We start from the raw sequence: 13,026 nt of genomic DNA on the forward strand, positions 1-13,026 counted from the left end.
TGATAAATTCTGCCCCTTGGTCGGACGGGATCCGAAAAATTGCCTAAGTCCTATTTAAATTTTACCAAAAAAATTACCAAAAAATATTTACTGTTATGAAATACTCTCATTTAAGCGTGCTAACGGTTGGTATGTTACTGGGTCAAGATTTGATGGGTCAAGCCAGTGCAAATCCCCTTTGTCCTAGTCAAAGCCTATTGGATAATTCATCCCCTGAATTTAATCATTGTTTGCCTAATCCAGCCGCAAATTATGCCCCAGATTTAATGGCATCGATTAGTTTGCCAGAAACGCTGAATTCCCCCATCCATGCTGGTGGTTTAGACCCATCTAATGCCGAAAATACCCAATTAGTCAGTTGGTTAAATTCTCCATATTTCAGTAAAAATCAACATTTGTCTCATGGGCAGATGACTGGGTTAAGCACTTTGCTGTTGAATTTTATTTTATCCCCCATTGGGGCGATCGCGTTTTTGTGGCTGATTAAACCTTGGATTATTCAGAATATTATCAAAGAAATTCGCCAAGAAATTTCTGAATTAGGAGAATTAGAGTTACAACTGAGTAAGGCTAGTCAAAAAGCGGAAATGTTATCAAAAATTTTTCAATCTAAGTTAGAAACTTTAGCCTCCGGGTATGAGCAAGAGGTTGGTAAATTTCGCAATCAACTGAATCAGCAAGGTTTATCGGCTCAACAGTTTGAATCGATTAAATCTGACTGGTTGACCCAGTTACAACATCTAGTATTAGAAGTGTATGATGCCAGAGATAAAGCTTTAGAAAAAATTGCCAAAATTCATCCCGATACTTTAATGCAGAAACTTTCCGACCAATTTTATCAGCACTATGAAAATCGCCCACTAAACCCTCAAAGTCAGGGTTTAGTGAATTCAGGGAAAGTGAAGGTTGAAGATTATCTTCATCAAGGCAATCAACTGTCGCAGCAAGGCTATTATGCTGATGCGGTACTTGCCTATAATCAAGCGATTTCCCTGAATCCGAATCATGCTGAAGCTTGGTATAATCGGGGGCAGGCTTTGGGCTGTTTACAACAATATTCCGAAGCATTAGCGGCTTACGATCGCGCGATCGCCCTGCAACCGGAACGGGCAGACTTTTGGGTAAATCGGGGGCATATTTTAGTTAGATTACAACAGCATTCAGAAGCGATCGCCTCTTATGACAAAGCAATTGCCCTGCAACCAAATAATTCTGAATATTGGCAGCAGAAAGGCAGTTTATTAGCCCGGTTACAAAAATATGCTGAAGCCCTGACCGCTTATGAAAAAGCAAGTTTATTAGCACCTGAAAAATATGAATTTTGGCATTTAAAAGGCAATTTATTAGCCAAGTTGCAACAAACAGAACAAGCGGCGATCGCCTACAAACAAGCGGTGATTATCGACCAGAAAAAATATGAATCTTGGTATAATTTAGGCAACGCTTTGGGTCAATTGCAGCGATATGTTGAATCCGTCAACGCTTATAATCAAGCCATTGCACTGAGAAATGATGATTATAAAGTGTGGCATAACCGAGGCTTTATGCTGGGAAAAATGCAGCAGTATGAAGCAGCGATCTCTTCATACCAAAAAGCCATCACCCTCAACCAGCAAAATTATGAATCCTGGTATAATCGGGGCAATTTATTAGAACAGTTGCACCGATATAATGAAGCGATCGCCTCCTATGATAAGGCGATCGAAATTAAACCCGACGACCCAAGACTTTGGTATAACTGCGGCAAACTATTAGAAAAATTGCAAAGATTTGAAGAAGCCGTGGCTTCTTATAAACGGGCGATTAATATTCAACCAGAACAAGCCGAAGAAGCGCGATTAAGTCTGAACTATTTAATGGCCAAACTGCACCATGAAGCCGCCGCGTAGGAGTGGGTGCGGGGGTGCAGAGGAGCGGGGGAGCAGGAGAGGAAAGAGGATAGAGGAAAGAGGATGCATAGGTGCTAATGATGCTTCTGAAAATTCTATGCATCTCTCTTATCTTTTCTATGCATCTCTTTTGTCTCTTCTATGCCTCTCTATTCGCGGGGTAGCGGGGCGAAAAGAAACCCGGTTTCTTGGTCTTTGGGGGGGGTTCAAAAACCGGGTTTATTTTCTTTGTGAATCTTTGTGTCTTTGTGGTGAAAAATCACAATTTTTTTCTCAAATACTATTGACAAACGCCAAAATTTACTTGAAAATAGTATTGCTATTATCGATATGCCGACATATATAACTAAAACGAATCGATCCATCTCCCATCCCGGAATCAACAATGCAGAAAGTTGACACTACCCAAGCAACAACTGAGATTTCTTCTTGGCTGAAATCGGCTCTAAATGGTGAAGAAATTATCATTACTCAAAACAATCAACCTATTTTGAAACTGAGTCAGTTTTCCCCAGGTACAAAAAAAAGGCAACGGGGCAGCGCCAAAGGTCAAATTTGGATATCTCCAGATTTTGATGATCCCTTAGAAGATTTTCAGGAGTATATGTAGTGAAGCTCCTCATCGATACTCATATATTTCTATGGTTTATCAACGATAGCCCCAATCTTAGCCAGAATGCCATTGATTTGTTGGAATCTGATAATGAATACCCGTGCTGAGGAAATTTATTTAGCCCAAAAGACCCTTGAGTAACAGTTTTTGCCAAATCGGTGCTAATGCTGCTTTGACCACAATATCCCCCACCACAAATCCAAACCCAAGCAACAAAAATCTTTGAGGAAACTGATGGGTTGGGACTTGTTTTTTCAGCAGACTAATTAGGTTTAAACCCCCAGCAGTGAGGGCAACTCCAGTGTAGAGATACCCAATGACTCGCAACATAGACCAAATTGGCCAAGCGATCGCCCCTGAAAGCCAAGGATTCACACTCAGTTGGATCAATTGGGCCACATAAAAATTCATATAATTCAGTTGGTAAGTCCCCAAAATCAACGCCCCACTTCCACAGGTAATCAGAGACAAAATACAAAAAACCAGGTAGCTTCGCAAGTGAGTTGGTAAAAACAAACGCAGCGAACCTTCTGCCCCGGTTCCTGTCCGAATCCAATGCAACATTTCTGCGGTGGAGGAAGTGCCACTAAGAACCACTTGAGCCGCTTTTTCTGGGGCGAAAGTAGTGGCAACGGCAACCGCGACACTTTGACACAGAGCCCAAAACAACATCCAACCGATCGCGCTTCGATGGCGATCGCGCTGGACATAAAATAGCAAAATCGGATAAGAAACTGCCGCACCCAAAATTGGCATTAACCAAGGATTTCCCCATCCAAAACCGGCGATCGTGCTTAAGACTGTACCTACCGCTAGAAAAGCCGCTGTCAAAGCTGGGGTTTTGAGTGGATTGGGAAATCGAAAATGTTTTCTTGAATTCACTGAATGCTGATTCATACTTAGGGTTTGAATTGCGATTGACTTGCACTTCAACCAATACTTGCCCATATTTTTGCTTAGAATATGAGCGATCGCCTAGCTATCAACCAGTCCGTAAGAACTTGCCAGCCTAAAGCAGGGGTAAAATTATGCCCTGCTTTGCTATAATGCATCGAATAGTAAATTGTGAATTAATTCGCTCTGGACATCCAGCCATTTATCGTAAATCGACTATCCGCAAAAGCTTTAGACTGACAGTTAACGGGCAACACTTCGTGCTCGTAACCACTAAAGAAAAACACAATACTATTGTTGCGGGGTTCAATGGTGGTAAATCCTTCCCCTCGCGTCCAATAATGGTTTTCAATTTTATTATTGTACATTCTTAATTCTCCCCCAGTAAATGATTTTGGTTCTCGATAAAAGTAATAGACATAGGTAAGCTGTCGAGTCGCCGTCGGCGGGGAACTATTGTCATCATGGATTTTATAAAATTCCCCATCATTACTGGCGGTTAATTGGCTATCGATTCGGGCAATATTAAAAGGAGATAAGCCTAACTTTGGCAAAACTTCTGGCAGCAATGCATGAATTCGATTCAGCAGTGGTTGCAGGACATTTGCATCGGGAGAATAAACTACTTTAGACTTGCGATAATCACTCAGATTATTGGTAGTGGTACTGCCGACAAATTGGGATTCAGTTGATATGGCATAAGTCAAAAGTTGCTGATGTTCTTCCCCAGACAAAAAGTTATCAAACTGGAGATATTGGGCGCCTAATGCATAAGTTGAGGGGATTTCCACGTTGTGAAAATGTTTTAAAATTAAACCCGTGCTATCTAATTGCATCGGCGGAGAAGTGGCGATACTAACAATAGATTCACTGGGAATATACATGGCCGATCTCCCTTCATCTAGGGGAATTTTAAAGATGCGATTGGCGGGTTGATTTTGCGATCGCTTAATTAACGCATCAAATAGTTCACTCAACAGGGGATCGTTCGCGGAGTTGAGTGCCAAAGCACATTGATGCCCTCCAGCAAGACTCAACATTACATGAACTTTATCGATATCATTCGGTAAATTCGCTAAATTTGGCTCAGTCATAAGCTCAGTCATAAAGTTAGATATCTGAAAATTTAAATTAATACTTTACCATCAGAGTAAAGCATAAAAAGAGGATATTTGGCAACGGACACTCTAGATTATACCGGCATTAGTTCTTCCATAATCATTTGAATTTGCGCTGCATACATACCGTGAAGCTCTACTTCAGCTTCTCCCTGTGCTTGTAGTTTCTCCAAGTCTGGCACTAAAGCTTCAGCCACCTGTGCAATCTCAGGATTTTGCTTAAAGTGTTGCAACTCACGGAGAATTGATAGCAAATCGTTTAATTCCGCTTGGGTCAAAAAATAAGGCTGGCTCTCCGGTTGGGGAATAATTTTGTCTAAGCTTTTTTGTTCTTCGGCAGTCAAAGAATTCAAGATAGCTTCAATTTGCAGCGCTTGGGCGGTTTTGATTAATATTTCTGGTTTTTCTTGCCCGGTGAGAGGTTGGAGTTGTTGAATCATAAATTGAATCAATTGACTTTGTTGAGGTCTTAAATTTAGGGCAATAATTCCTTCTAAAATTAACAAGATTTGTTTAATTTCTTGGTTCGTCAAAACAGCCACATCGATTTTTGGTTCACCGATCGCCAGATCGATCTGATCCATTTCCGCCGCGGTCAGTGATTCTAAAAGCGTTCTTAACTCCTCATGGGTTTTGGCGGCAACTTGGACGGGGAATTTTTTAGACCCGATTAACCGAGTCAGTTGTTGAATCACCGTGTTAATCAGTTCACTTTTTTGGGGTCTTAAACTTAACTTTTGAATCTGTTCGATTACTAACAATACTTGGTGAATATCTTCTAAACTGTAAGCTTGATTGGGGTTGGGTTGGAATGCCATATAGAAAAAGTTTCCGATGATGATTATTTAAGCCATTATAAGCAATTTTCAGCCATGTTTTGACAAAACCAGGTTAAATTTACCCAAAATATTAAATAATTTTGTTGGTGAATAACCCGATAAATTACTCGGATTGTACGGCTTAATATTTCGCCATGACCGACTATTTTGACTGGAATAAGTTCCCAGTTATCTGCCGAACAATCTTATTCATTGTAATTCATTGTAATTCATGGTAATTCATTGTACAGGGTTACTCACCGATAAACAACTAGGGCCTGGGGGTAAAAATCAGAGACACGGGATTCGCAAGTGAGTTTTTTGACTAGGGATTCTCTGTCTTCAGCTATCCACGATTACTGGTCAGAGATGAGTGACTTACCGGAAAATCAGCCGCAAACTAGCCGCAACCGACTGACTACTGATAGCTTTCTGCGGATGATTGTATTATGATTTGTGAGGTCAGGAATTTTTTGGCATCAGATTGACCCAGGGTCTGAAGGTTTCCCGTTGTGCGATCGCCACAAGCAAGCATTGAAATCCTAGGTATCATTGCCCATTCCTGAATTATCAATTTCAAAAAAATCATCCAGATATGACGACGAAACCGAATCCTTATGAAACCCTGGGGGTCAGTCGCAGCGCTACCCAACAAGAAATCAAAGCATCTTATCGCCAACTGGTGAAAAGATTTCACCCGGATAGTCACTGTGATACGGCGAATCACGAGGATATTATTAGAATTAATGCCGCTTATGAAATCTTAAAAGATCGACAACGCCGACAAGACTACGATCAAGAAATTCATGGTTCAAAATACCGGGAAAATTCTCGGCAAGAGCGCACAGTTTATGCTCAAAATCAGTATCGGCAGCAAAAGCAAAACGAACGAGATACTGATGCACATTTTCATCACTGGATTAAACAAGTTTATACCCCGGTTAATCAAATTATCCAGCAAATTTTATCAGCTTTGGATGATGAAATTGACCAGCTATCGGCGGATCCTTTTGATGATGAACTGATGGCAGACTTTCAAGCCTATTTAAATAGTTGTCGGCGGTTATTTAACCAGGCGCAAAAACATTTTCGCGCTATGCCCAACCCGAAAAATGTCGCGGCGATCGCCGCTAACCTTTACTATGCCCTAAATCAAGTCGGTGATGGCATTGAAGAGTTAGAATTTTTCACCCTTAACTATGATGAACACTACTTACATACTGGTCACGAGTTGATGAGAATTGCCGCTGATTTAAGCGACGACGCCCAAGAAGCAATTCGCCAACTCTTTCGCTAACTTTTTGGATTAGCAAAATCTAGCAAAATGTAGCAAAATGTAGGGTGTGTTAGGCTGGCAAGTATTTTAAGACATAAACAATTAACTCCTATCCCAGCCTAGACGCACCACATTAGGGTGTGTTCGCGGAAGTTTAAGCAAAATGTAGGGTGTGTTAGGCTGGCAAGTATTTTAAGACATAAACAATTAACTCCTATCCCAGCCTAGACGCACCACATTAGGGTGTGTTAGCAAAATGTAGCAAAATGTAGGGTGTGTTAGGCTGGCAAGTATTTTAAGATATAAACAATTAACTTCTATTCCAGCCTAGACGCACCACAGCTTCGCCCGTATGAAATGAGGATAATTTATGGGGATAAGTTATTGAATGATTATCCCGAAAACACCGAGGTAATCATTCAATATTCAAGCGGAAAGATTAAGCAACTTGAGCAATAATAGTTCGATGGCGGGGACTATTAATGGTAATCCGAGGGGCTTGGAAACCAGCGTCAATAATTGCCTGGGAAATATCCAAGGTAAAATACTCATCCATATAAGGTTCCGTACTTTTGAGTAAGGTGAAAATATATGGCGGCATTTGGGCAAAAGCTGCGGATTTGGGATTCATATCCATAATCGCCAAATGTCCACCGGGACGCAATAACCGTCGGGCTTCTTGGAAAATTTGCCGACTAGGTTCTTGGGGCAGTTCATGGAACATTAAACAAGCCGAAACTAAATCACAAGAATTTTCTGGTAAACCTGTGGATTCTGCCGCTGCATGAACCCATTTAATCGGAATATTTCGCTGTTGTGAACGATATTGCGCTACCGCAAGAAAATATTGGGATAAATCCACACCAGTGAGAGATGCTTCGGGATAAAGTTCTTGTAAGGCAAAGGCGCTCATACCCACGGAACACCCCAAATCAACAATATCGCGGGGGGCTTGGGGTAATTGGGATTTGAGAATATCGTGGTAACTTTGGCGCAGTTTGGCATCACCGTTAATCCCCGCTTCTGGCCAAATTTTCGCATGAACTGCGATCGCGGCTACTTCCACCTCACTGGCAGCTTCCCAGCTTAAATTGCCGGTTTCATAAGCATGAAACGAACAAACATAATAGTCGGGATAGACTAATTGGGGATTTTGTACTTGGGCCAATTCCGCGTCCCAGTTGCGGTTTCTCAGGGTTTCCGCTTCTTTACGCCAAGATACTCCCATTTTTTCGGCGCGATCGATCATCATTTGACGGGCTTGATGTTTGGCATAGTTCGCCAATGGTTTAATCGCGAGTAAGCCATTGACCAAGCGAGAAGCGAGTCCAGGATTTTGTGATACAGCAGTAGTCATATTTAGTATCGATCGGTGTTAGGTGATTAAGCTGTTTTTGATTGAAGTCAGTAGATAGTTTATCAGCTTATCTGCCCAGAGAGTTTTCACCACAGAGACACAGAGATCGCCGAGAAAATCCTCGTGTTCTTTGTGTCCTGGTGGTTTTAGCCGATGCTCCCAGTCACAGAAAATCACTTCTCCGTGAGCAAATGACAAAGGACAAATGACCAAAGACAATTGCTCTCAATTAATTTTCGCCTTTCTCCAAAAATGTTTAATCTTAAATTAATCTATAATTTTTTTCAAAAAATCCCAAAATATTTTAAACTATTTAACTAACTTCAAACTCTGACTCAATTCAACACAACTATGGCTAAAAACATCATCCAACAATCAGGTTTACCCAAATATATCCATCTCTGGCAAAGCACAATGAATTGGCAGCCTGATGAAGGTCATATATTAGAATTCCAAAGCTTTTATGACTTTATCCTGGAAGCCAACCAGCAGATGAATTTAACTAGAATTGTCGAACCTAAAGAGTTTTGGGAAAAACATTTGTGGGATTCTTTACGGGGAATCTCGCCCTTTTTACAAGGGGATTCCATCGCCACAGAAAATGAAATGCCGGTACAATTAATTGACATTGGTACAGGGGCAGGTTTTCCCGGTTTACCGATCGCGATCGCCCGTCCCGATTGGCAAGTCACCTTATTTGATTCCACCAATAAAAAAATTATTTTTATTAATAGTGTCATTCACCGATTAGGCATGGAAAATGCCAAAGCAATCACCGCTAGGGCTGAAGAACTGGGGCAAGAAGCGGAACACCGCTCACAATATCATGTCGCCGTCACCCGCGCCGTTGCTGAAGCCTCAGTTTGTGCCGAATATGCCCTACCACTATTAAAAATTGGCGGACTAGGAATTCTTTATCGAGGCAACTGGACTGATGCCGAAACAGACAGCCTAGAAATTGCTGTGAAAAAATTAGGTGGGGCAATTGATTTTATTGAAAAATTTGAAACCCCCTTTAGTAAAGCGATCCGTCATTGCATTTACTTACGGAAAATTGCCCCAACCCCAGAGGAATATCCCCGGACGGTGGGGCTTCCTTCTCATAAACCCCTGTAGGGAGCCGCCATCGTGCAGGGGGGCTTTCGGGGCAGAGGAGCCCGCCGTCGGCAGAGGGGCAGAGGGGAGAGTGAATAGTGAAAGGGAGGAAAGAGGATGCATAGGAAAGAGGATGCATAGGAAAGAGGATGCATAGGAAAGATATTCTCTCCTCTCTTTTCTCTCCTCTCTTTTCTCTCTTGGCCATTCGCCCCTACGACTTTTCACTCTCCCCCGCTCCCCCGCTCCCCCGCTCCCCCACTCCCCCGCCTCCCGGCTTAACTCTGGGATAAACGTTTCACTTCTTCTCCCCCCAGTAATTCATGGGTTTCTAGCAGAAGTGCGGGAATTTTATCCCGGTGAGGACTGTTGGCTAAACATTGACTTAAATCTAATTTTTTGACTTTTTTGGCATTGGCACCGGGAAACCAATGGCCGCCATTTCCGAGCAGGTTATAACGCATTTGGCCATAAGAAATCATGTCATAAGCTAAGGCCAAATTTCTCAGCCATAAAATCACCGGAATATTAATATTTCCCGGAGTTTCTTCCGGTTTGGGCAGGCCAATTTCCCAGGTATTTAACCAGTCTTCTCCTAAACAGGCGATCGCCTCTTGTTTCAATCGTTCTAAAATTGGCGGTAAAACTTCCTGGGCTTTGTCTAACCAGGGCAAAGTTTTCAAATGTTCATCAAAATCCGTCGGTTTTGTCGGCCCAATACTCAGGGTATGCACTTGAGGGTGACTGAGACAAAAGAGATTATTAAACACAATGGGACTCAAAGGAGCGCATAAGTCCACTAATTTTTGGGGTGGTTCATAGAGTTTTCCTCCTTTATCGGAAGGACTGATAATAAATACTCCCATATCGTGTTTAGTTGCCGCCTCGATCGCTGGCCAATTCCCCTGATTAATATAATACCAATGGAGATTAACATAATCAAAACAGCCGGTTTCAATAGTTTTGACAATTACATCCGTAGGGCCATGAGTTGAAAACCCAATAAACCTAACTTTTCCCTGGGATTGCAACTTTCTGGCCACCTCTAAACATCCCCCAGGACGCATCACCTGGCCTAACAATTCATGGGTATTAATTCCATGTAGTCCTAACAAATCCACATAATCAAGTTTCAGGTTTTTTAAAGAAGTCTCAAACTTTTTGCTAAATTCTTTGGGATCTTCCAAAGAAGTCACTTTGGTTTGGACAATCATTCTATCGCGAGTAAATTTGGGTAAAATTTGCCCCAGTTGAATTTCTGAAGTGCCATAAGCCCTCGCCGTTTCAATATGATTAATTCCCACTTCTAGAGATCGTTGAATTGTCGCTTCCACAATCTCCTGATTTTTTGCCGGAATCATCAATTTTGGTACATCTTGCCAAGAATGTTGGTAGCGCATCCCTCCACAGGAAAACACTGGCATTTGCAACTCTGTGCGGCCAAACCGTCGGTATTCCATGATTATTTCTGGATCAAACAAAATAAGCAACCAGGAAAATTATAGAACATTTTCAGGTAATTTGGTTATTTTTTTTGATTATTGATCGCTGATTAATTATTTTTTTCAACTAAAGTAAGATTATTTAATTAAAATTTTTGTTTATTTTAAAAAATCTCAATTTTTTAAAATTTTAATTTTTTAGATGATTATTTAAGATAATTTAAATATTATTTAATCAATAAATTTTTATGTTCATAAAAACTAGGCAATTTAGCCTAGTAATCTGAAATAAACATGATTCACTATGAAATCGAAGTTCAATCAACTCCAATCAACTCATTTAGCCTTGAAAGCGTTCTACTAACAAAGTAATGCCTTGGCTGCCAACCACTGAAACAGCTTCATTGGGCAATAAAACGAATTCGCTTTTGGCACAATACAATTGAGCAGGCCAAGAACTGCCTTGGCAGGCAACTCGTCCCGGTTGATTGTCGGATATTTCTTGTTCTACCCAACCAACCACAGGTTCGGCAAATAGTTGCACTTTGTCAGGGCGAAATAAGTGACTCATTACTTTTTCCTCTAATTGACGACTTACAATTTTTGAGATACCCATCCAGATGACTAAATTTGGTGATTTTTTGTTACCTAAATTAGTTATCTAAAAAATATTAATCAGCATATTCACTAAGTCATCCGGATAAATTAAATGGTCAGATTGTAAATTTTTGTGAAAAGACCAGGGGGTAATCACAGTTTTTCTGGCAGTTTTTCTGGGTTAGCAGGAAATTCACCGGCAGTGATTGTGGGTGTATCTTTATAGTACGGTCTTTACAGTACGGCAATTTTCTGCCATCGGCCTTGGACAAATATCCACAGCAAGATCGCAGACCGAACGATCCAGTCACAGGTGGAACCCATCCAAACACCGATTAAGCCGAGGTGAAAGATAAAGACAAATAAATAGGTGGCGATCATGCGGACTAAAAACCAACCGGCTAAGGAGATATAGAAGGCTGTGCGAGTATCTCCGGCACCCCGGAGGACTTGTTCGAGGACGATGCTAGTGGCCATGAATGGTTGCGCGATCGCCACTATGACTAAACAAGGCACCCCAGCAGCAACAATTTCTGGATCTTGGGAAAATACCTCTAAAATTCCCTGGGGAACGAGTAAAAACATGATGCTGCCAACACTGAGGACAGCGATCGCCAACCCCAGGGACACTTGTCCACCAATTGCGGCACTTTTGAGAGATTTCGCCCCTAATTGCTGAGAAACGATCGCCGCTGTAGCAATGCCAAACCCTTCGGCAATCTGATATTGAATTAACTCGATACTTTCGGTGACTTCATAAGTCGCCATCGCTAAATCACCCAGGGTGGCCAAAATCGCGGTAAAACCCAAATAACCCAAGCTGCGAAATAGTCTTTCACTAAAAATTGGGGCGGACAAATCCAAAACCCGACCGAGGGCAGCGAGTTCCCCACCCCGACGACGGGGAGAAATAGTCTGAAGGTGACGATAGAGAATTCTCCCCAAGACGATCGCATTAACCCCCATTGCCACTACGGTGCCGATCGCCGCACCCCGCACTCCCAACTCTGGCAAGCCAAAATGCCCGAAAATCAGGCCATAGTTGATGGCGAAGTTCACCCCATTAGCGATCGCCGCCACAAAAAAAGGGGTTTTGGTATTCCCCGAACCTTGGAGTAACGCCGCAGCCATCATCGAACTCAACTGCAACGGCATCCCCGAAAGGACAATTCTGAGATATTCGTGGGCGGCAGTTTGCACTTCCACGCTGCCGAAGGGAAACCATCCGAGTATATCGTCGAGGGCAAACCAACTGAAGATAGCGATCGCCATGCCCAGAATTAAGGAAAATAGCCAACAAACCCGCACCACCGCAGCAGCTAAAGCGGGCTTATTCGCCCCCACTGCCCGTCCCATCAAAGCGATCGCCCCCACGGACGCCCCGGAAAACGTGGTAGAAATACACCAATCCAGGGAACTACTGACTCGCATTGATGCCAATGCCGTAGTCGAATAATGGCCTAGCATAATGCGATCGAGCAAAAACACTAAGCTTTGCAACAGCAATTGGGCGATCGCGGGCATCGCCAACCGCAACACCTCCTCACCCATACTTCTCGTCAACGGGGGTTTCGCGTAATAAAACTGACTCACCTCACACTCCCAGAAAACTCTCTCAAAAAAATCTGTTGCCTTTTCAATAGACGCGATACACCCCTAAATCGCCTCAAACCTAAATCGCCGCAACCCTAAATTAATAAATAACTATTTAGTGATATCTAATTCGGGATACGAGACAAATACCTAATCCCTTGCCTAATCCCTTCTCTGTTATAGCCAAACATCTGCACTAAAATTTAGACAGCCAGCCTGAAGACAAATCATCATAAGGATCGGCCAAAATTATGACAGCAATTTTAGCGACCCAACCCAGTACCGAATCAACCAGCGAATCAACCACCGAATCAACCACCGAATCAAACCCGGA

Annotated in this window: 13 protein-coding genes; 5 read left to right on the forward strand and 8 right to left on the reverse strand. The window is 42.3% G+C overall.

All coding sequences use genetic code 11. The features are described from left to right. Nucleotides 1-95: 95 nt before the first annotated feature. Both AM228_RS23610 and AM228_RS23615 read left to right on the forward strand, forming a co-directional pair. Nucleotides 96-1,889 (forward strand): tetratricopeptide repeat protein, encoded by a 1,794-nt coding sequence (locus AM228_RS23610; protein ID WP_082349032.1) that lies wholly within the window; start codon nucleotides 96-98, stop codon nucleotides 1,887-1,889. Between the two features lie 385 nt (nucleotides 1,890-2,274). Further along, entirely contained in the window at nucleotides 2,275-2,499 is a 225-nt protein-coding gene (locus AM228_RS23615) for a type II toxin-antitoxin system Phd/YefM family antitoxin (protein WP_054469387.1), read from the forward strand. A 120-nt stretch (nucleotides 2,500-2,619) separates the two neighbouring features. Here the strand turns inward: AM228_RS23615 and AM228_RS23620 are convergent, their stop codons facing one another. The 3 genes from AM228_RS23620 to AM228_RS23630 form a co-directional block, all read right to left on the reverse strand. Further along, nucleotides 2,620-3,399 (reverse strand): hypothetical protein, encoded by a 780-nt coding sequence (locus AM228_RS23620; RefSeq protein WP_156332005.1) that lies wholly within the window; start codon nucleotides 3,397-3,399, stop codon nucleotides 2,620-2,622. A 173-nt stretch (nucleotides 3,400-3,572) separates the two neighbouring features. Continuing rightward, nucleotides 3,573-4,490, reverse strand: coding sequence for a 2OG-Fe(II) oxygenase (locus AM228_RS23625; RefSeq protein WP_054469389.1), 918 nt, complete (start codon nucleotides 4,488-4,490; stop codon nucleotides 3,573-3,575). 98 nt (nucleotides 4,491-4,588) lie between these two features. Continuing rightward, nucleotides 4,589-5,332 carry a hypothetical protein gene (locus tag AM228_RS23630; protein ID WP_054469390.1) on the reverse strand — a complete coding sequence of 248 codons (744 nt, stop codon included), beginning with the start codon at nucleotides 5,330-5,332 and terminating at the stop codon, nucleotides 4,589-4,591. Between the two features lie 312 nt (nucleotides 5,333-5,644). Between AM228_RS23630 and AM228_RS33410 the strand changes: the two genes are divergently transcribed. Together AM228_RS33410 and AM228_RS23635 are read left to right on the forward strand one after the other, a co-directional pair. Then, the gene (locus tag AM228_RS33410) at nucleotides 5,645-5,785 is read left to right on the forward strand and encodes a hypothetical protein (protein ID WP_156332007.1); all 141 of its coding nucleotides are present in this window, start codon (nucleotides 5,645-5,647) and stop codon (nucleotides 5,783-5,785) included. A gap of 142 nt (nucleotides 5,786-5,927) precedes the next feature. Then, complete coding sequence (locus tag AM228_RS23635; RefSeq protein ID WP_054469391.1) at nucleotides 5,928-6,629, forward strand: J domain-containing protein; 702 nt, start codon at nucleotides 5,928-5,930, stop codon at nucleotides 6,627-6,629. Between the two features lie 418 nt (nucleotides 6,630-7,047). Here the strand turns inward: AM228_RS23635 and AM228_RS23640 are convergent, their stop codons facing one another. Then, a complete protein-coding gene (locus AM228_RS23640) occupies nucleotides 7,048-7,965 on the reverse strand; it encodes a class I SAM-dependent methyltransferase (RefSeq protein ID WP_054469392.1) in 918 nt (305 codons plus the stop codon). Nucleotides 7,966-7,983: 18 nt separating this feature from the next. Next, nucleotides 7,984-8,178, reverse strand: a complete 195-nt coding sequence (locus AM228_RS33415) for a hypothetical protein (protein ID WP_156332008.1) — start codon at nucleotides 8,176-8,178, stop codon at nucleotides 7,984-7,986. Nucleotides 8,179-8,316: 138 nt separating this feature from the next. On the opposite strand from AM228_RS33415, the gene rsmG reads away from it, so the two are divergent. Beyond that, complete coding sequence (gene rsmG / locus AM228_RS23645) at nucleotides 8,317-9,081, forward strand: 16S rRNA (guanine(527)-N(7))-methyltransferase RsmG (protein WP_054469393.1); 765 nt, start codon at nucleotides 8,317-8,319, stop codon at nucleotides 9,079-9,081. 257 nt (nucleotides 9,082-9,338) lie between these two features. Here rsmG and AM228_RS23650 read toward each other — a convergent pair whose 3' ends face one another. The 3 genes from AM228_RS23650 to AM228_RS23660 form a co-directional block, all read right to left on the reverse strand. After that, on the reverse strand, nucleotides 9,339-10,520 hold the full coding sequence (locus AM228_RS23650) for an aldo/keto reductase (protein ID WP_054469394.1): 1,182 nt from the start codon (nucleotides 10,518-10,520) through the stop codon (nucleotides 9,339-9,341). Nucleotides 10,521-10,842: 322 nt separating this feature from the next. Then, nucleotides 10,843-11,073 (reverse strand): NfeD family protein, encoded by a 231-nt coding sequence (locus tag AM228_RS23655; RefSeq protein WP_156332009.1) that lies wholly within the window; start codon nucleotides 11,071-11,073, stop codon nucleotides 10,843-10,845. 260 nt (nucleotides 11,074-11,333) lie between these two features. Further along, the gene (locus AM228_RS23660; protein WP_156332010.1) at nucleotides 11,334-12,692 is read right to left on the reverse strand and encodes an MATE family efflux transporter; all 1,359 of its coding nucleotides are present in this window, start codon (nucleotides 12,690-12,692) and stop codon (nucleotides 11,334-11,336) included. Between the last annotated feature and the right edge of the window lie 334 nt (nucleotides 12,693-13,026).

The organism is Planktothricoides sp. SR001 (assembly GCF_001276715.1).
In the GTDB taxonomy this organism is placed as follows: domain Bacteria; phylum Cyanobacteriota; class Cyanobacteriia; order Cyanobacteriales; family Laspinemataceae; genus Planktothricoides; species Planktothricoides raciborskii.